This is a genomic window from Sphingobacterium sp. IITKGP-BTPF85 (genome assembly GCF_001006065.1).
In the GTDB taxonomy this organism is placed as follows: Bacteria; Bacteroidota; Bacteroidia; order Sphingobacteriales; family Sphingobacteriaceae; genus Sphingobacterium; species Sphingobacterium anhuiense.
In genome coordinates this window covers 13,635-32,410 of record NZ_ASZT02000024.1, presented here as the reverse complement: position 1 = coordinate 32,410, position 18,776 = coordinate 13,635, and the positions used below count along the sequence as shown (strand labels likewise).

Annotated in this window: 18 protein-coding genes, 1 tRNA gene, 2 pseudogenes and 1 riboswitch; of the genes and pseudogenes, 6 read left to right on the top strand and 15 right to left on the bottom strand. The window is 34.8% G+C overall.

The features are described 5' to 3' along the window. Positions 1–21: 21 nt before the first annotated feature. The gene (locus tag L950_RS07045) at positions 22–2,664 is read right to left on the bottom strand and encodes a putative LPS assembly protein LptD (protein WP_021189628.1); all 2,643 of its coding nucleotides are present in this window, start codon (positions 2,662–2,664) and stop codon (positions 22–24) included. A gap of 239 nt (positions 2,665–2,903) precedes the next feature. Between L950_RS07045 and L950_RS36330 the strand changes: the two genes are divergently transcribed. From L950_RS36330 to L950_RS07035, 3 genes are all read left to right on the top strand, one after another. After that, a complete protein-coding gene (locus L950_RS36330; protein WP_316930564.1) occupies positions 2,904–3,059 on the top strand; it encodes a hypothetical protein in 156 nt (51 codons plus the stop codon). A gap of 8 nt (positions 3,060–3,067) precedes the next feature. Next, the gene (locus L950_RS07040; protein WP_316930563.1) at positions 3,068–3,664 is read left to right on the top strand and encodes an N-acetylmuramoyl-L-alanine amidase; all 597 of its coding nucleotides are present in this window, start codon (positions 3,068–3,070) and stop codon (positions 3,662–3,664) included. 69 nt (positions 3,665–3,733) lie between these two features. Continuing rightward, positions 3,734–4,687, top strand: a complete 954-nt coding sequence (locus L950_RS07035; RefSeq protein ID WP_021189627.1) for an MlaD family protein — start codon at positions 3,734–3,736, stop codon at positions 4,685–4,687. 40 nt (positions 4,688–4,727) lie between these two features. Here the strand turns inward: L950_RS07035 and L950_RS35125 are convergent, their stop codons facing one another. The 12 genes and pseudogenes from L950_RS35125 to L950_RS06990 form a co-directional block, all read right to left on the bottom strand. Beyond that, complete coding sequence (locus tag L950_RS35125; protein WP_021189626.1) at positions 4,728–5,060, bottom strand: alpha/beta hydrolase family protein; 333 nt, start codon at positions 5,058–5,060, stop codon at positions 4,728–4,730. Positions 5,061–5,083: 23 nt separating this feature from the next. Then, positions 5,084–5,310, bottom strand: a pseudogene (locus tag L950_RS35120) (prolyl oligopeptidase family serine peptidase). A 56-nt stretch (positions 5,311–5,366) separates the two neighbouring features. Beyond that, on the bottom strand, positions 5,367–5,918 hold the full coding sequence (locus tag L950_RS32295) for a hypothetical protein (RefSeq protein ID WP_231576946.1): 552 nt from the start codon (positions 5,916–5,918) through the stop codon (positions 5,367–5,369). Further along, entirely contained in the window at positions 5,837–6,715 is an 879-nt protein-coding gene (locus L950_RS32290) for a hypothetical protein (RefSeq protein WP_231576945.1), read from the bottom strand. The genes L950_RS32295 and L950_RS32290 overlap by 82 nt, the downstream gene beginning before the upstream one ends. 411 nt (positions 6,716–7,126) lie before the next feature. Then, on the bottom strand, positions 7,127–7,390 hold the full coding sequence (locus L950_RS07025; RefSeq protein WP_021189623.1) for a hypothetical protein: 264 nt from the start codon (positions 7,388–7,390) through the stop codon (positions 7,127–7,129). 35 nt (positions 7,391–7,425) lie between these two features. Beyond that, a riboswitch (SAM-I-IV-variant riboswitch) is annotated at positions 7,426–7,519 on the bottom strand. 88 nt (positions 7,520–7,607) lie between these two features. Next, positions 7,608–8,291 carry a class I SAM-dependent methyltransferase gene (locus L950_RS07020; protein ID WP_021189622.1) on the bottom strand — a complete coding sequence of 228 codons (684 nt, stop codon included), beginning with the start codon at positions 8,289–8,291 and terminating at the stop codon, positions 7,608–7,610. Further along, positions 8,276–8,503: a hypothetical protein gene (locus L950_RS07015; protein ID WP_021189621.1), complete on the bottom strand. Its 228-nt coding sequence runs from the start codon at positions 8,501–8,503 to the stop codon at positions 8,276–8,278. Before L950_RS07015 ends, L950_RS07020 begins: the two co-directional genes overlap by 16 nt. Positions 8,504–9,726: 1,223 nt before the next feature. Continuing rightward, entirely contained in the window at positions 9,727–11,169 is a 1,443-nt protein-coding gene (gene creD, locus L950_RS07005; protein WP_021189619.1) for a cell envelope integrity protein CreD, read from the bottom strand. 10 nt (positions 11,170–11,179) lie between these two features. Then, positions 11,180–11,377, bottom strand: coding sequence for a hypothetical protein (locus L950_RS26100; protein ID WP_021189618.1), 198 nt, complete (start codon positions 11,375–11,377; stop codon positions 11,180–11,182). Then, positions 11,374–11,682 carry a hypothetical protein gene (locus L950_RS26095; protein WP_021189617.1) on the bottom strand — a complete coding sequence of 103 codons (309 nt, stop codon included), beginning with the start codon at positions 11,680–11,682 and terminating at the stop codon, positions 11,374–11,376. The genes L950_RS26100 and L950_RS26095 overlap by 4 nt, the downstream gene beginning before the upstream one ends. Before the next feature lie 50 nt (positions 11,683–11,732). Further along, entirely contained in the window at positions 11,733–12,035 is a 303-nt protein-coding gene (locus L950_RS06995; RefSeq protein ID WP_021189616.1) for a winged helix-turn-helix domain-containing protein, read from the bottom strand. Beyond that, positions 12,035–12,652 (bottom strand): hypothetical protein, encoded by a 618-nt coding sequence (locus L950_RS06990; protein ID WP_031288072.1) that lies wholly within the window; start codon positions 12,650–12,652, stop codon positions 12,035–12,037. Before L950_RS06990 ends, L950_RS06995 begins: the two co-directional genes overlap by 1 nt. A 158-nt stretch (positions 12,653–12,810) precedes the next feature. On the opposite strand from L950_RS06990, the gene L950_RS06985 reads away from it, so the two are divergent. From L950_RS06985 to L950_RS06980, 3 genes and pseudogenes are all read left to right on the top strand, one after another. Continuing rightward, positions 12,811–12,892, top strand: a tRNA-Leu gene (locus L950_RS06985). Between the two features lie 76 nt (positions 12,893–12,968). Beyond that, positions 12,969–13,351 (top strand): annotated as a pseudogene (locus L950_RS36325) (trigger factor); the annotation flags it as partial. A 78-nt stretch (positions 13,352–13,429) separates the two neighbouring features. Next, complete coding sequence (locus L950_RS06980) at positions 13,430–14,293, top strand: hypothetical protein (RefSeq protein WP_316930561.1); 864 nt, start codon at positions 13,430–13,432, stop codon at positions 14,291–14,293. A 219-nt stretch (positions 14,294–14,512) separates the two neighbouring features. Here the strand turns inward: L950_RS06980 and L950_RS26090 are convergent, their stop codons facing one another. After that, positions 14,513–16,882 carry a translocation/assembly module TamB domain-containing protein gene (locus L950_RS26090; protein WP_021189614.1) on the bottom strand — a complete coding sequence of 790 codons (2,370 nt, stop codon included), beginning with the start codon at positions 16,880–16,882 and terminating at the stop codon, positions 14,513–14,515. Further along, positions 16,804–18,693, bottom strand: coding sequence for a hypothetical protein (locus L950_RS26085; protein ID WP_021189613.1), 1,890 nt, complete (start codon positions 18,691–18,693; stop codon positions 16,804–16,806). Before L950_RS26085 ends, L950_RS26090 begins: the two co-directional genes overlap by 79 nt. Between the last annotated feature and the right edge of the window lie 83 nt (positions 18,694–18,776).

Here is an 18,776-nt window from a genome sequence, read left to right as displayed (position 1 = left end):
AATGTTAAAAAAAAGCAGTTATTAAAAATAACTGCCACCTGAACTATTCCTTTTCGAAAGTTTTAAATCTTGCAGGATTGAAGATTTAGCTCTTATCGTAATGTTATAACTTTGGTATCTTCCAAAAGGTGTCCATCCAATTGCCATATCCCAACAGTGAAGGTCTCTATAGATATTAAACTGTGTCAACGATATCTCTTTTGCTTTTAGATCGTAGCCCGAGTTAAAGGTTACTTTCCATTTCGGCGTTAAACTAAAATCACCATGAATATTTACCGTGCTCGTGATGGTCGAAACATGACCTGGCTTAGAATATTGGAAACTAAATGATCCGGCTAAGTTCCAAGGTATATTGAAATTCACAAACGCATTCGGGTCGGCACTGATGCGGGATAGAGCCTGTGCCTGTTCCGGAGTCATATTGGCTCCCATTTGGTTACGTAAAGAATCGATGTTATTATTTCTGTTTTTTGAGGCCTTTGGATTGAAACTATAATCAAATGAAAGACCGAAATTGGTCAAACGTGCAAGTTTACCATCACTGAACATATATTTGTTATAGCGTTGTCCTGCTTGATCAATTGCATAGGGATCTAATGTTCCGTTGAAGTTAATGTTAATTTTTTCACCAAATACGGCAGTTCTTCCAGAGAAAGAGATGGGTGATAATTTCATGGAATCGGCCACAAAATTGTAGTTTCCACTAAATGATAAACCCTGTAGGATCGGAATCTTTTTAAACCCACCATCTGTGGTATCCGATTTACTCTTTACTTTTGCTTCGATATTATTATCAACAGAGAAACCGATTCCCATAGATTTACCTGCCGAAGGTGAGCCGTACACATTATCCTGAAAAATAGAGTACTGGTTTAACATACCATATTGATCAACATAATTTTTATAGAAGCCATATTTCGAATCAGAAAAATCAGGTCTGTAGTTTAAATTGACAGATGGGGTGATGACATGCCTTATAGCCTGTATTTTACCGATTTTTGGATACATACCATAGATTTTGGTAGATACTCCGGTTGATACAGAATAATCATAAGCCCTTTTAAATCCTTGTACTGTATCTTTGGCCGCAACATAACCTTCTTTGGTATTCTCCATTCGCTGACGGGTACTCTGTAAATACCATCTTTCCGTGTAATTCACACTTGTGTTGAATTGGAAATGACTAACATTTAGGGATAAACTGATCGGGATATTATGTTGAAAACCGTTTGTAAATTGTTTTAAGGTCTGTTTTGAAAATAAGGTTGAGTCGCCAGTATTTAAGGTATTAGTTCCCTGTAGACTATATCCTACGTTGATACGTTGGTACCACTTTTGTTCATTTACACGGTCTTTAGAATCAAAAGGATTGAAAGAAGAAACGTTTAAACTGAAATTAGGAAGTTGCAAATAGACATTGCCTGTACTCATGTCCTGGCGATGGCTCAGACTCGAGGTAAAGTTAACTTTTCCGTCAGCAAATACACGACCATAACTAATGGAGGAAGACATGTTATTTTTGGTGATATCGTTATACGTATTGGTTCCGTTTGCACCTGTATTTCTAAAATATGATCCCGTTCCAAAATTCACATTTGCTGAAAAAGAGGTTCCCGGATTTGCTTCCTGACGCTGTGTATGGTTCCAAGTAACATTGAAATCTTTGTTAGTCCCATAATTATCTGTTCCTTCAACTCCGGCTTTGGTTGAGGCATAACGGATATTGAATCCACCATTATATTTATAGTTGACCGTATATCTTGTATTGATCGATGCTTCCCATGATCCTTTCGAATATAAGCTTCCTCGAACTTCACTATCCCAATAATCATTGAAAGCTAGATACCAACCGATGTCACGCATGGCAAATCCACGGGTATAGTCTTCTCCAAATGACGGAAATAAAAAACCTGAAGATCTTTTGTCCGGTTTAGGGAAAAAGGCAAACGGGAAACCGATAAATTTTAAAGGGATGTTCTGTAATACGAGATAGGATGGACCTGCGATAATTTGGTTTTTAGTCACAATACCTTTGCTGAGAAAAATCCCGAAGTGTGTGTGTGGTTCTGGAAGATTACAGGTACTATACAGTCCATGATACAGCGACATTTCATCGTAAATATTCTTACGAACTACCTTTGCCTGGATATAACCTCCTTCTACATCAGTCATGATTCCGTAGGTATTACCCTCTTGTTTTTCGTAATCATATAGGAGGGAGTCGACCGTTTTAGGACTTTCAGCTCCAGTCATTATAATAGGACGCCCTACATACTTGCCATTATGGTCGATAATACCTGATGCAAATATTTGTTTTTTATTTCGGTCTAATCGAATATAATCGGCAGATAGTTCAAAATCTTGATACTTAACTTTAGCACCTCTATATAAGTGACTTATATTTTTATCGACTTCCGTACGTTGTGAATCTCTGGCGATGATACTGACCTCCGCCTGCAATCCACCCTTATTTTTGGTACTGTCTTTGCCGATAATTGTAGAATCTCGTTTAACACGAACGGAATCAGTTGTTCCTTTGACCGAAACAGAGTCTTTTAGACTCTTTGACGTTGTTTTTACGGGGGTTTTTTCTTGCGAAAATGTTGCAGAAACACTTAGCGAAAGAATAAGAAATATTGTTAAAATGTGTGTTAACGACTTCAAAATTAAAGACAAATGTTATTTTTGTAAAAATATTTAAACTAAGCTTGACAAAATTAGTCAAAAACAAATAGAAAGTGATGTTTTTTAACGAGATTAACATTTCCTATTTTTGTACCACAATATTACTCATAACATTTTGTTATTAAATTACAGAAATCAAAAAAAATATACATGAAATTAGATTTGAATATTAGAAAGCGGAAACTTATATTTTTTTAGCTCCAGCGATTTTTCTATTTATGGTTTTGACGAGTGCTACTCCTCCAAGCAATACTATTTCTAAAGCGCATGTTACTCCACCCCAGGATTATCAAATTAAAACAATTGTAATTGATGCCGGCCACGGTGGGAGGGATTCCGGAGCCAAAGGATCACGTTCTTTGGAAAAAATATAGCTTTAGAGGTGGCTTTGAAATTAGGTAAAGAAATCGAAAGACAGTTGCCTGGAGTACGCGTAATGTTTACCCGTAGAACAGATGAGTTTATTGATTTATATAAGCGTATCCGAATGGCTAATGCTGCGAAGGCTGATATTTTTATATCGATTCACTGTAATTCTGCACCAGGAAGATCCTCAAGAGGTACAGAAACAATTGTATCAGGTTCACATCGCTTAGGTGAGCAGACTGCTGCCATTCGTGAAAATGCGTCCCTATTATTAGAGGAGAATTATAAAGAAAATTATCAGGGATTTGACCCAAAAGATCCAGAGAGTTATATCATCTTCTCTTTGATGAAAAATCAATACCGCGAGAAAAGTGTCAAATTAGCAAATCTGATGCAACAAGAATATGTTAAATCAGGAAGAGTAAGCCGAGGGATTCTTGAACAGGGATTGGCAGTATTAGCAGAAGCAGGAATGCCAGCGGTTTTGACCGAAATTGGTTTTGTAAATAATCGTGCAGAAGAAGACTATATGCTATCGGATGAAGGACAAAGTGAGATCGTACAAAACTTAGTCTCAGCAATCAGCGCATTCAAAAAAAGCGTAGAAAGATAAACTTATTTGCCATTGTCTTGTTTAAATGATAAATTGAGTTCAATAAAAACACCTTAAGGAAATATTATTTTGAAAATATCAAACGAGACTAAAGTCGGAATTTTAGCTGTAATAGCAGTAACATTATTATTTATAGGATATAGCTTTTTAAAAGGTAATGATGTATTTAGCAGTGATAATACCTATTATACATCTTATCAGGCAGTGGATGGTCTTACAGCCTCTAAGCCTGTATTAGTGAACGGATATCAGATTGGCCGTGTTTCTAAGATGACATTGCAACCAGATGGAAGCATTCTCACAGAATTTAAAATTAAAGCCGAATACAAAGTTCCGAAAAATACCGTTGCACGTATAGCAAGTACAGATCTCCTGGGTGGAAAAGCAATTGTATTTGATATGGGCAATAGTACAGAAATGGCTAAAGATGGTGAAACATTAGCTTCAGGTATTCAGGCAAATATAATGGACAAAGTAGAGCCTATTCAGAAAAGAGTTGAAACCATCACCATAAAATTAGATTCTGTACTAACAGTTGTCAATTCTGTTTTGGACGATCAATTTCAAGAAGACTTTAAGCAAAGTGTTCATAGTATTTCAACATCTTTAAAAAATGTGGAGCTAATTACGAAAGATGTAGAAGGTCTGGTTGGTTCGGAACGTAAAAGATTAACCACGATTATCTCTAATCTTGAAGTTATTACCAATACATTTAAAAATAATAGCGGTCAGATCACAGCTATCATGTCCAATTTGAATACTGTAACAGATAAAGCAGCTAAATTAGATTTCCAACAAACTATGGATAAAGCTAATATGGCTATGACAGACTTCCAAACAATCGTAGATAAGATCAACAAAGGGCAGGGTTCAATTGGATTATTGATCAATGATAATAAGCTCTATGATAATTTGAATAATGCTTCAGAAAGCCTTGATCACCTGATGAAAGATATTAAAGAGAAGCCGGGAAAATACATTAAGCTTTCCATCTTTGGTAAAAAGGGAGAGCAGGAGAAATAAAATTAAAAAGGCTTGAAGGTAAACTTCAAGCCTTTTTAATTTATAAGGTTTCTTTCAGCCATCCGAAAAATTCTCTTTGCCATACCTGAGCATTATGCCCTGATAGCACCCAGTGATTTTCGTCGGGTAAATAAACTAATCTACTTTTGATTTTCTTCAATTGTGCAGCCTGAAAAGCGCCTAGTCCCTGGCCAATCGGCACGCGGTAGTCATGACCTCCTTGAAAGATTAATATTGGTGTATTCCACTTGTCAACATATTCAGAAGGGTTGAATTCGGTATATGATTTTACATTTGCTTTATCCCAATAAGGACCGCCTAGTTCGTGGTTCGCGAAAAACAATTCTTCTGTCGTACCATACCAACTTCTCATATCGAATAAGCCGTTATGTGCAATTAATGTTTTAAATCTATTTCATGTACTCCAGCTAGCATATATACTGAATAACCACCATAACTAGCACCGATAGCAGCACGACGTGTTGTATCTACATATTTCTCTTTAGAAATATCATCAATGGCAGATAAATAATCCCGTATAGCTGTCCGCCCCAATCTTTGGATATTGCTTCATTCCATTTGACTCCCCAGCCAGGCATCCCGCGACGATTTGGAGCGATCACAATATAACCTTGAGAAGCGATAAGCTGTAGATTCCAACGGAATGAGTAAAACTGGGTCAGTGCAGACTGAGGGCCACCTTCGCAATATAAAATCGTTGGGTATTTTTTGTTGGGTCAAAATCTGGCGGATAAATTACCCAAGAAAAAAGATCTTGGCCATCAGAAGCTTTTGTAATTCTGGATTCAATTTTATTATCACTGATATGAGCATACATTTTATCATTGACAGTCGTCAATGCCGTTAACGTTTTATTCGCTAAGTCATATTTGTAAATCTCTGTAGCTCTTGTGAATTTTGTTGATGTTACGATCAACTGATTGGCTACCTGTCCCACAATTCCTATGATATCAAAATTTCCTTCAGAGATTTGTTTAATCGATGCTAAAGATTTGTTTTTTAAATTAGTAGGAACAGTCAGTTCGAAAATTTGTACGGTACCTTTGGATGGTGCCACAAAATAAATCTTACGATTGTCCTTGCTCCATATGAAAGAGTTTACTGTGCCGTCCCAATGTGCAGTAAGATTTAAACGCTGAGATGATGCTTTATCGAAAATAATGATATCATTTTTATCGGCTTCGTAACCATCTTTTTCATACTTAGCCAAGTTAACTTAGTTCCATCTGGACTGTAAGTCGGGTTGGTATCATAGCCATTCATACCCTCAGTCAGATTTGTTGTTTGCTTAGAAGTAAGATCATAGCGGTAGATATCCGTATTTGTACTCACGGCATACGCTGTTCCAAACCTTTTTTTACTGACATATAGCACAGCTTTACTATCTGGTGTCCATTCAAAATCTTCAGAACCGCCAAATGGCATTTGAGGGCTATAGAAAGGCTCATCCTGCAATAAATCAATTGCTTCGCCAATCTTACCGTTGTTATAGCTGGCTACAAATGGATGATTGAATTTTCCATTATTGAACGTGTCCCAATGACGGTAGTCAAGATTGTCAAAAACATAAGCGTCAGATTTTGGTAAATCAGGATATTTGTCGGTACTGTGATATTTTTTGATTAAAACTGCTTTGCTAAATAAAATATATTGACCATTTGGAGAGAGTTTTACATTTTCTAGATCAGTTTCGCTGTGTGTCAATTGTATAGCTTCACCTTTATATCTATTCTTTTTCCAAAGTTGCCCTTTGAACAAGTAAATGATATCGCCATTTTCTGTAATCTGTACAACAGACTCGCCGCCCTTTTCACTTGTTAGAGGAGCTGTGTTACCTGTTTCTAGGGATAATGTGTAAAGGTTTTTTTCCGAACTGTTTGTTTCTATAGCATAATTAGAGACACCATATATTAAAGTTTTTCCATCTGTTGAAATTCCTTCTCCAGAAACTCGGCCTAATTTCCAAAGTGTCTGCGGATCTAATGGTGCTTTTGTGGTGTTTTCCATATTAAGAACCATTTTGGTTTCTTTGTTTTCCTGAGCTATTGATGCCGAAGCGCATAATAAAATGGAAAGCGTTATTAAAGATTTTTTTTCATAAAGAATACGAATATGAACAGGCAAGATACAAAATCTAAGATCATTTAACATATTAAATAAAGTATTGGAGAAAGAAAACAAGGTGAAGGAATTGTTCAGAATGACGCGATATCACTTTGTGTTAAACTATTGAAGGGAATTGGAGAAATTATAAAATACTATCTTAACGCATTAAAAAAAGCATACCATTGATATTAGTGACTGAAAATTATATAGAATTAGTTGGATAAAAAAAGCTTCACTCAGTGCTCAAAAAGGAAGGGCTATTTAACCTTTTTAGCGCTGAGTGAATACGCAATTTTAAAGCTGTCTTTGCTCTTATTGGAGAATCGGGATAAGCGTATTTTCCTCTAATCTTACTGCGACATACTTTACGGAAGTAAAACCATCTTCTCTAGAAATGATGTTGGAAAGATCTAGCCCTCTTTTAGAAAAAGTACTTATGAGCGCAGTGCGGAATGTAGATTTGGAAGAACCCCAACCTTTTTCCGATACCGTATCATTGTTGAGCTGTATCAGTTCGTTGATTGAATAATAACTGAATTTTTCCAGTAAATGTTGATAAAGATTTGGTGTTGACATACAATTTAAAAATTTAAAGGATTAAACCATAAACTGTATCCAGATATTTTTGGTCGAAACCCATATTAATTTACCACCGCGGTTATGTAACTCGGTTGGTATTGCAACGTGCAATTCTGAATACTCTACAAAGTTAGTAGATTTTATTTTGTTTCAAAATTTATTTTAAAATAATTAATTCATGATGAGAATTTTATGAATGATGTCGATCCGATTATTATTTCTTTATGGCAGCAATTATAATAAATATTGGCCTTCTCATCTCGTCTTTCATTTCCGGATAAATTTTTAAAACTTCCTCTGAAGGTTTGGATTCCGATATTTGTTGAATATCAAAATTAGATTTAATAACTGTGTTGATGATAGTTTCTAAATTTCGATGGTATTTAGTTACCTCGTGTCCAAGAAATCGAGTGTTTCTTTGACCTTCTTCCTGATAATTGTCCATCGGCCAATGCAGACGATTTCCATTTTCATCCTTAAACCAATCCTGTTCAGCTCTTGAAGTAAAAGCAGGGTGCTCCATTGAAAAGACAAAACTTCCTCCTTTTTTAAGAATTTGATTTATTTTCATAAAAACACTGCTTAAATCTTTTAGGTAATGGAATGCAAGTGAACTAATAACGACATCAAATTCTTCATGGTCAAAATTAATATCCTCGATGGCCATTTTTTTATATTCAATTTCAAGGTTTTTGGAAAGCTCTTTTGCTTTATCAATCATTTTTTGAGATAAGTCAATTCCAATTACATTTTTAGCCCCTTTTTGCTTAGCATAAATACAGTGCCATCCATATCCGCAACCTAGATCAAGCACTTTCTTATTCTGGAAATCAGGTAACATTTTCTGTAAAACATGCCATTCTCCAGCAGCATTTAAACCATCTATAGAACGTTGCATCTTTCCATAGCTTTCAAAGAAGTCATACTAATACTAATATGCGACCTCACAATTGTGAAGCGTGTTCTACTGAGCAGTTGCTCAGGTGTAGGTGCTCGCTTTTTAACGCGAGGGAGAGAACGTACATAATTTCCTGTTTTCGTTAAGACAAATACAACAGAACCTGCTTTTCCGGAAACAGTCCCATTAACGCCATTTTTGATGATTGCCATAATTACGTGATTAGTTTATAGATAATTAAGATAAACATTAAAACGGGGACATCCTAATACCAAATTATAACTAATAACAATTTTTAATCAATTTTTAGACAGTAATCAGACAATATTGATACAGTCGACACTGAGTAATCACTGTATAAGCACTGAACAAGTAGTGTACAAGTAATGTTAAAAAGCATAATCTGGTAATCATCTGATCTTCGTTTGTTGCACCTAAAAATTAAAGAGATGAACCTACGTTTGTGTAACAAAAATATTCTGGCTGAAACTCATTGCACTTGAGTTCAGAAGCTGCCAAGTATTATAGGTCGCTCTTCGGTATATGGAAAATTTATAACGGATTCGGTCGGGACAGAGAGGGAGCGTTATAGAGTTACTGGCTTATGTCATTGAAAAATCCTGTGCTTGGAACGAGGGGGCAGCGATCTCCATAGAAGGCAACTTGGTTTGGGAAGATGAACAATTTTCAGATGATGAGGATCAAGTGCATATATATATATGTCGGTTTTTACAATATGCTTCATGATAAATTTTCAGATTCGGTATATGGTGGTTGCGTATAACTATTCTTTATGCAGTCTTATCAAGTCATAAGTAACACTTTCTGTCCAATACTTTTTAGCGACAACGGGATATCGCGGACAGAAAGTGTTAATAATATTATCACTACATGATTATGTCAAACTGCCTCATCTGACCCAATAGTTTTCTTTGAATGTAATGATGTTTTTATAAATATCTATTGTTGTTTCAAACTCACGGGAGTCATAATACCTTCTTCCATTTTCTGTGCTTATATAGTGGTTATATTCAATTGCATAGAATTGAAAGTTCCCCTTTTTTGTCTCTATCCATATAGGAGGTTTGTCCCATTCTAAATCCTTGTAGGTTGTTTTGTAGTAGATGCTATCTCGTAGAATGGTGAATGTAATAGATCATTAATAACTTTTTGCATTTCTTTTTTTGTGAGATCTATTTCAAATGAAGCAACATGCCCATCTATACCAATGCTAAATATATTATTTTTGATAGTGAAGTCTTGAGGCAGTTTAATTTTAGTTATATTTTCAAATCTGGAATAATTTTTACTCTTTTCATATGCTTCACAACTCGAAAATAGCAAAATGAACATCATTAGAAATATGCAACGTTTTTTTACATAGATATAAATAAACGTCAGATATATCTGAATATATATTAAGCTTTTCATGACATTATTTTCTATCGTATTGATACCAGTTGATTTTTGTGGATACGCGCATCAATATAGCCAATATGATAAAGATACCTACTGTGCCTACGATAAGTGAATAGTCGCGCAATTGCATCAGAATAAATATGAAACTATAGAAAATGGAAAGTATTCCAGAAAAGATAAGTGCTGACCTGCTATCATTGGTAATGGACTTAATGAATGAAGCGATAAGAATAATAGTAGCTAATGCGGCTAGTAGGTAAGCGAGGTTGAAACCCAGATGCTCACTAATAGAAAGAAGCAGGGAGTAGAAGAGTACCATAGCAAAACCAATCAACATATATTGGATAAGATGTATGCGTTGCTTTTTAATGATTTCGGTAAAAAATAGCGCAGCAAATGTTAGTATAATAATCAATATTCCGTATTTGGCTACACGGGTAGTTTTTTGATAATTATTGACTTCCTCTAAGAAGTTGATTTGAATCATATCTTTTTCTGTCGCTATATTGCTCTCAGTGGTAGCGGCAGGTTCGGTAGTACTGCTATATCCTTCACTGACGGCATTACTGATTTCATAATTGTTTTTAATTTCATACAGTTTCTCTGGTTCACCAACCCATTGTTGCGAAAATTTACGGTTGAAACTTGGAATATTCCAGGTTGCCTCAAAATTGTTCCCTGTTATATTTCGGTCATCGGCTAAAACGGCACCGTTAAAACTTGGATTAGCCCAATTTCCCTGGGTATGGATCTTAGTCTGTTTTGCCAATGGAAGGAAGTTAATGGATTGCGAACCTCTTACATTAAATTTAATCTGAAAATTACCTAAGGTTGTTTTTGTTTGAGAAAGATCGATGGCTGCAATCATGTTATTCTCAAAAGGATTTAGAGCAGACATATTAGGTTCGAAGTCAATTTTCGTTTGATTGAAAACCAAACTTGGAGATGCTCCAAGCCCTTTAAGATCACTTAAACCAATCAGTATTTTGGCATTTTTCCATTCTAGTTCCTGACCGCTCAAGTCTATTTTGTTAAAATCGATCGCATCAAAGGAACCTTTTAAATCAAGTTGGGCATTGTAGACGACGCTTTTATAAATACCTCTTTTAAGCGATTCTGGTGAAATCACACTATTAATGTCCAATGATTTTGGCATTAGGTAAACGTATTGCGTTATGTAGGTATTCTTAGTGGAGATGATGTTCTTATCCGTAGTGACAATTTCTTTTACAACCTGATAGGGGATGGCAATAATAGGGCCTGATATTACCTGTTGACCAGCCCATTTAAATGCAATTTCACTGCTTACTTCTGACTGTCTATTTTTTCTTTCTTCAATAAGATCCTTCACCCAGAATAATGGGATTAGCAGTAATAGAACCAGTACAACAATGGTACTCAGTTTGGCGAAAATAGATGAACCAATACGTTCTAAGAGGGGTGTTTTATTTGTTTCCATGATTTTAAATTTATAATGCTGTTAAATTATGATGGTTAAGGTGTGTTTTTAAATTAAAAGATAAGCTGTTTTTGATTTCAGCTAAAGGAATTTTCAATAATGCCTTAAAATCCAGATCATAGAATTTTTGCATAGAATTTCCTTTTGCTAATGCTCTGAAGTACGTTTTTAGATATTCGGGATATATACAGGTCCCTATTCCAATCATGCAAATTGGTATAAACTTATCTTTCCATTGCCAAGTAATAGATACTGCATAGCAACTTCGTCCTGTATTTCTGTGCCGCACTCTGTGATGACATGAAACACATCGTGATTCTCTAGTTTTGGGATAACATCAAAACCTTTCACTTGATAGAATATGCCTATATGATATCCCAAAGAGTCTTTCGGGAATTTTAGGAAATCTTCTTTACTGATTTTCCAAGCTGATTTATTTTGCTTAAATAACTCTGTGTAAATCTTTTGACTGGAGTTGTACAAAGCGAGCATTATGGTTAATCGTATTTTCATATTTTTTATTTTAAAAGTACTTTGAAATTCAAAGTAAATAGATAAAAAAATTATTTGTATTGTTGTTTGATCAATTTTTCAAGAGCCTTTAAATGTTCTTCGAAAGCCCTTTCACCTTCGGTTGTTCTTCTATATCGTGTATTTGGTTTTCTGTCGACAAAGGTTTTAAAAACTTCGATGTATTTTTCCTTTTCCAATGTTTTCAAATTAGAAGCCAGATTTCCATCAGTGACATCCAGTATGGATTTTAATGAATTAAAATCATATTCGTCATTAGCCATCAATACGCTCATGATCTGTAAGCGGACTTTATTTTCAAATACTTTATTATACTGTGTTAAGTCTAAATTCACTATTCGTATTTTTTATGAACGATTACTCCATATATGATATGTAGAACTCCAAATCCCAATGCCCAAAAAATAATTCCATTGCCTGGAAAAAGCAAAGCTAATAGTCCTAAGACAATTTCTAAAATTCCAAGACCTTTTATTTCACTAAATGTATAATGACTACCGGCTGTAAGTGCCAGACCGTAAAAAATCAATAGGATAGAGGATACCACCGCATAGTTTTCTTTAAAGATAGCTATGATGGCAAATAGGCCTCCAGTACAAAGCGGAACTGCCATTGCAAACAATAAAGCCCGGCTTGTGGTATTCCATATATTTTGGCGGTTAGCTTTAGCTTTTTTTATGGCCATGTAGACTCCTGTAAAGATAGAGGCTATTAAAACGAGTATAGCTGTTGTTAGAAGTTTCATGATAATCAATGGTTCATTGACATAATGATCCCGATAACCCAATTGACTATCAAAGCCATAAACTTCATAGTAGGCATATGCTGCTCCTAGTAGTGCATATGTACCAATAAGAACACTTGAAACCCCGCTAATGGAAATAAATTTGCTAGATTTTTCCATTAAATTCCGAATACTTGCTATTTCTTTTACTAAATCTTCTTGTTTCATAAAAGTACTTTGTTTTTCAAAGTAAATGAATAAGAATGAATTATGCAAATTTATTTTTTACCATAAAATATAAATTAGAAAATAATGAAAATTTATTGAGAAAAGACTTGCATCATATACGTTTCGTTTCTATCTTTGTGCCAACAAGAAATCCTAATGCGGAAGTGGCGTAATTGGTAGCCGCACCAGACTTAGGATCTGGCGTCGCAAGACGTGGGGGTTCGAGTCCCTTCTTCCGCACTTGAATGTCCTCCCGAAATTAAATCATCGGGAGGATTTTTTTTATCAAAATAATGCGTAACGGTTTAGAAAGAGTATGAACATTTCACACGAAAAAGTTGACGCGATCAACGCAGTAATTAAAGTTGATTTAGCGCCAGAAGATTATAACCCACAAGTAGACAAAGAAATCAAGGATCAAGCTAAAAAAGCTAAATTACCTGGATTCCGCCCTGGTTTAGTGCCTGCAGCACATATTAGACGTACTTATGGTAAATCAATTTTGTTGGATACAGTAAACAAATTGTTAATGATAAAATTACAGCGTACATCGGCGAGAATAAATTAGAAGTTTTAGGTCAACCTCTTCCTATTGAAGAAACGGCTACATATAACTGGGACTATAAAGATAACTTCCAATTTAAGTATGAAATTGGTTTAGCTCCAGAATTTGTAAATCCTTTCACAAAAGAAGCGGAATTTACAGAATATGACATTAAGGCTGATGATGAAACTTTAGAGTCCCGTATTAAAAATTTACGCCGTAGCTATGGTAAAATGACCAACCCTGAAGTTTCTGAAGAAGGTGATGTCTTATACGCTACGTTGAAACAAGATAAAGAAGACGGTATTGAGAAAACAACTTCGGTACGTACTGATATTATCGAAGATGCAAAAATTAAAAAATCTTTAGTAGGTCTTAAACAAGATGATACGGTTAAGATTGATATTAAAAAAGCATTCAATGCTGAAGATATCTCCCGTATTTTAGGAATCACTCCTGAGGAGGTTGAAGCTTTGGACGTTACTAAATTTGAGTTAACGGTAAAAAATATCAACCGTTTAGAAGAATCTGATTTAAATCAGGAGTTCTTCAATAAATTGTTTGCTGAAGGCGAAGTTACTGAAGAAGCTGAATTCAGAACAAAAGTAAAAGAAGAAGTTGAAAACTTATTCAAACAAAATTCTGACCAACGTTTACGTAATGATATGTATACTTTCGGTATGGAAAAAGTTGATGTAGCTTTTCCAGAAGAGTTTTTGAAAAGATGGTTAAAAGCAACGAACCCAAGTATCTCTGAAGAAGAGTTGAACGAAGGTTTTGCTGATTTCTTGAATAATTTGAAATGGACGATCATTGAGAACCGTGTTGTTACTGAAAATGGTCTTGAAGTTAAATATGATGAAGTAATCAATTTGGCAAAAGAGCGTATTTATGCGCAGATCAAAATGTACAACATCAATGAGGAGCCAAGTGATGAGCAATTATCGCAATATGCAATTCAAATGTTGCAAGATAGAGAGCAAGGAAACCGTTTGTTCGAAGAAGCAAAAGCACTTAAAGTGTTCGAATTCTTAAAAGAGCAAATTAAAATCAATAAAGAAGAGATCGAATATAGTGCATTCGAAAAATTAGCGTAAGCTATTCAACTTCTAATCATATAAAAGCTTTTCCATATTTTGGAAAGGCTTTTTTAGTTGCAATTAATGGTTTCTAAGCTTGATATATTATCAAGTGAGCCTTTGACAAGAAGTTTTAGTATGACTACACGAGCTTTTATATAACCTTCATGTTGTTTGCACCAAAATGGTCTATCTGTTTTTAATTGAATAAATTATTAAGCTGTTGAAGGGCTATTGCTATTTCGCTTTTTTCTTTTTTCCAAATGGAAACATCCGCGATAGAAATTCTGAAAAGGAATTGAACTCCTGACGGTATACTAAACCCACGGCACTTACATACTCCTCACCATTAGGATTGATAAGGAAATTCCGTGTATTTAGACGGTTAGACCCTCTTAGAAGTAAACGACCATCTTTACGAAGATAAAACAGGGCTTCTGCATCCGTAGTTACACGGTCCGAGAATACATTTAAATCCGTCAGCTGGTTGCTCCTGTTATCTGTGATTCCACCCGTCAAGATTAGGCGATCATTAAAAAGTCTCAGGGATGCTGAAGCATCATTTAAACTTTTAATATTGATGTCGAAAAAATTGATATTTAGAGATTCTGCAATTATATTATTTAATTGATTGAACGCAATTTCAGTTCCGGCAGATAATAAGGTATTGTTGACTTCTTTACCGAAGTCAGTCTGTGATCCTGGCGTAAAGCTTCTGCGAACGATTAAACTGAGGGCTTGCTGATTGATGTTGTTAACATCTGAAAGATAACCTTGAAGTTCATCTTTGACATATGGATCCTGAGGAAAGTTGAGATCAAAATTTATTTCGGGCTGACTCAATAAACCTTTAAGATTCATATCCGCCTGTGCTAGAATTCGTTGTGGATTGTCTGTTTGTCCTGCCGCATTATAAAGAGGGGACAAGGAAGTTCTTTGTTGGTAAATCGCAGTCAAATTAATGTTGGCTTCAGCGGGTTTACCAGCCCAGCGAATAGTTCCTCCTTCTTTAAGATCGAAGATCTTATTCAGATAATCCTGTGCTTTAAAATTGAATTTACCAGAACTGATGATATAATCGCCGAACATTCCAAAGTCACCTAGAGAGCTGATATTCATTGTGATATTTCCTGTTCCGCGTCCAGATACACCACCTAAAGTGGTATATAAATTCATTTCTGCATTTGGACTTAAAGAAAGATCCATATTCATCGTGATACCGTTGAAACTTTTTCTTTTTAACTGTTCCGAGGTAGTTGCGCTATCTGGAGAAACGAAATAGATAAAATCGTTATCACTGATTGTCATCGAACTATTGAAGGGAATGTTAATAACTGTATTGTCTTCCGACTTAGCTTTGATATCGATATTGATAGCTGAGGTTAGACCTTTGAAGTTGAAATCACCACTGGCATATGCTGTTCCATAATAAAGATTGTTGTCCTTAAGCGTAGTGTTGAGCGTTAAAAAATTATTCGCTCTTACCTTAATATCAATAGTCGGATCGGAAAGCTTATTTAGATCGACCATACCATTGACAAAGGCTTCATTGTTTTTAGGATCAAGAATTTTAAAATTGTTGAGGAAAATACCATTTGATACGATAATGGCTTTATCAGTAAGATGGTAGGGAGTCCTTAAATAGTTGATGATAAATGAAGCATCGCTGAAATTAGCATTTCCACTTATTTTTGGCTTGTCAATATTTCCTTTGATATCAAGCTCACCATGGACTCTTCCTTGAAGATTTGAAACTAATGATTTCAAAAAGGGTTGGAAAAGGATAAGATCAGTATTCTTTAGGGAAGCCTTGAGATTTATTTTATCCTCCTCCTCTTTGATATTATAGGTGCCGGCAAGTGTAATGCTTTTGTTCCCATCATCGATTTTACTGTCTAAATGGACAATATTGGCATTTTGGTCGTAATTTGCCTTTAAGCTAAGCTGACCAATCGGAAGTTGATTATAAAGGATCGGATTTGTCTGTAGGTTAGCAATAAAATATGGGGATTTAAAAAGAGAATTGATTTCAAGATTACCATTCATTGCGCCAGACATAGTAATGCCAAGTGGCTTTGTAATACCATTTAAAGAACTTAGATTAAAATCTTTGAATAAAATATTCAATTGGTCGCTTTCAGCATTAGACAATATCCCATTGAGCAGTACTTTTTGTTCATCATGCTGTAATGTCAAATCTTGCAAGAACCATTTCCCTTTGGAAACTTTAAGTTCTGAACCCTGGGTAAGTGACCATTGGTTTTTATTAATAATAATAGTTGATGGATCAAAACTGATAAATGCAGGCTTCTGGTGAGCAAAACGAATAACACCATTAAGATCAAGGTTATTACTAGCATCTAGTTCGGATAATTTTATATTGAAACGTAAACTATCATTGGAAAGAATGTTAGCAATATTTACATTTTTAATATAGGTGCTATCCGTGAGATTTATACGGTCTGCTGAAGCTGATACAGACATGGATTCTGTATTGGAGATCTGATCTACAATAAGGTTAGAAATCTTTATGCCACTATATTTGAAAATGGGACTATATAAATTGAATTGTGCAGCGTTTTCCTCGCTTGAAAATTTAGCGTGCATAGTTGCTCCGCTATCGAGGCTGATTTCCTTTTTAAAGAAGGTCGCGATGGGTTCAAATGATTTGATTTGAAGGTCCAGTTCAAGTTTTGATTATTGTACAGCTCTGTTTCAAAACCAATTGCAGGTGCATAGCGCATGGCAAGCATTTTAAAATAAGGAACAATTGTTTTTAGATCAATCTGTCCAATAAGCGACGCAACAACAACATCGGAAGATACCGTCAGTAATCGGTTGATTTCATCTCCGGACGCTTGGAATACAACTTCTTTGATATCAAATGTACCTTTTTTTGTACTGAAATTGATGTTGTTTGCTTTCAGATCGCCGACAAGATTATTGATGTTTGATCCTTTTAAATTAGTTTCTATCGTTGTGTTGTGAACAATTATACTATCTTGTTGTGAAAGATGAAGTGCATATAAATTGGTTTCATGAATACCTGCTACTAGATTGTACAGAACGGAGGTATCTGACCAGTCCACATCTGCTTGAAAGTCTATACTTGCATTTGGGTCTTTAATGGAACCAGATCCTTTAAATTTTTCTTCAGCTATAATTCCCGATATTGGAATCTGTTGATAGGTATAATTTCTGAAATTAAAATTTTCTAAATTACCATCTAGATCTATTGAAAGTGTTTTTGATGAACTTCCTTTACCTTTTAAATTGAGGTTAAACCCTGTTGTTTTTAAAAGACTATTGTTCAAAAATCTTCCTATATCAAAAGATTTCGATTCGTAAAGACCAGAAAATTGTGTTTCATTTTGAAAGTTTAAAGATGACTTGGTACTAAGCGCTCCTAACTCTGTTTTTAATTCTCCATCAATATGAAAATTATTATAAAGCCCATGTAAATCTCCCTGGTACGAAACTGTATTTAATATTTTTACAATTTCTGGCAGTTTAAAATTCTTGTTATTGCTCAGTTTTGGAAGAATAACCTGCAGGTCAGCGTAGGTTGATTGTAATGATAGGTCTGTTAGTTTAAAATCTGTCTGATCAATATCCGGTAGACCAATGATCTTAACGTTGCCCTTTAATTTAGTTGCTTTTTCTGTCTCAATTTGTATATTCTTTGCATCAATATGATTTACGCGACCTTGAGCTGTGGCCTGCTTTATTTTTAAATCAAACTTGACCCGGTGCATTGATGAAGAAAAGAAGGCTATATCTTCTGAATTTAAAATGGAATTTTTGATTCTTAGGCTTACATTAACCCGATTGTTAAAATCAGAAAAGTCATCAAAACTATTAAATTCTAATTTGACAAAGTCTTTTATCGTTGATTTATTCGTGATCAATAAAAGCTTATCCAATTGAATTCTCTTGTTGCTCACAAATGCTTTTGCAACTAATCCTTTAACCTCCAATCCTTTTTTTTCCCGAAGATTTAATTGCTTAATGTCAACTTGTATGGATTTGTCCGTAAGTTTTATATTTCGAAAGTCGGCATTTAATTGTTTAATGTCTAGGTCGCCAAAATCCACAACTTTCGCATAATGTTTCTTGGTATGATCAAGATAGCGAAACTGATTATTTATTAATTCCAGTTGTTTTAAATCAAAATTTAAATTTTTACTGACTTTCTTTTCCTTTTTCTTTGGTGGAGTAAAGTACTGTAATAAAAACTGAATGTTTGAGCTGTCTTTATAAGCCTGATAATAAGCTGTGGTATTTTCTAGTGTAAGTTTATTGATAACAATCTTTTTGTCATCCCAGTATTGATTTAAATCTACCGATGCATTTAGCTTTTCAGCAATCAAAATCGTATCACCATGTGGACTGTATAATTCAAACCCTTCTAGAATCAAAGAACGAAAGGGTTTGAAATATATTTTTTTAGAGCGATTTTTGTATTTAATTCTTTGGAGAGATAAGAAACAGCTCGCTTGGC

Coding starts and splice junctions, on each gene's coding strand:
- L950_RS36330 (WP_316930564.1), top strand. CDS start 2,904: ATGGTTTTGACGAGTGCTACTCCTCCAAGCAATACTATTTCTAAAGCG.
- L950_RS35125 (WP_021189626.1), bottom strand. CDS start 5,060: ATGAGAAGTTGGTATGGTACGACAGAAGAATTGTTTTTCGCGAACCAC.
- L950_RS32290 (WP_231576945.1), bottom strand. CDS start 6,715: ATGGAAAACACCACAAAAGCACCATTAGATCCGCAGACACTTTGGAAA.
- L950_RS07025 (WP_021189623.1), bottom strand. CDS start 7,390: ATGTCAACACCAAATCTTTATCAACATTTACTGGAAAAATTCAGTTAT.
- L950_RS07020 (WP_021189622.1), bottom strand. CDS start 8,291: ATGCAACGTTCTATAGATGGTTTAAATGCTGCTGGAGAATGGCATGTT.
- L950_RS07015 (WP_021189621.1), bottom strand. CDS start 8,503: ATGGCAATCATCAAAAATGGCGTTAATGGGACTGTTTCCGGAAAAGCA.
- creD (WP_021189619.1), bottom strand. CDS start 11,169: ATGGAAACAAATAAAACACCCCTCTTAGAACGTATTGGTTCATCTATT.
- L950_RS26100 (WP_021189618.1), bottom strand. CDS start 11,377: ATGATTGGAATAGGGACCTGTATATATCCCGAATATCTAAAAACGTAC.
- L950_RS26095 (WP_021189617.1), bottom strand. CDS start 11,682: ATGAAAATACGATTAACCATAATGCTCGCTTTGTACAACTCCAGTCAA.
- L950_RS06990 (WP_031288072.1), bottom strand. CDS start 12,652: ATGAAACAAGAAGATTTAGTAAAAGAAATAGCAAGTATTCGGAATTTA.
- L950_RS06980 (WP_316930561.1), top strand. CDS start 13,430: ATGACCAACCCTGAAGTTTCTGAAGAAGGTGATGTCTTATACGCTACG.
- L950_RS26090 (WP_021189614.1), bottom strand. CDS start 16,882: ATGCACGCTAAATTTTCAAGCGAGGAAAACGCTGCACAATTCAATTTA.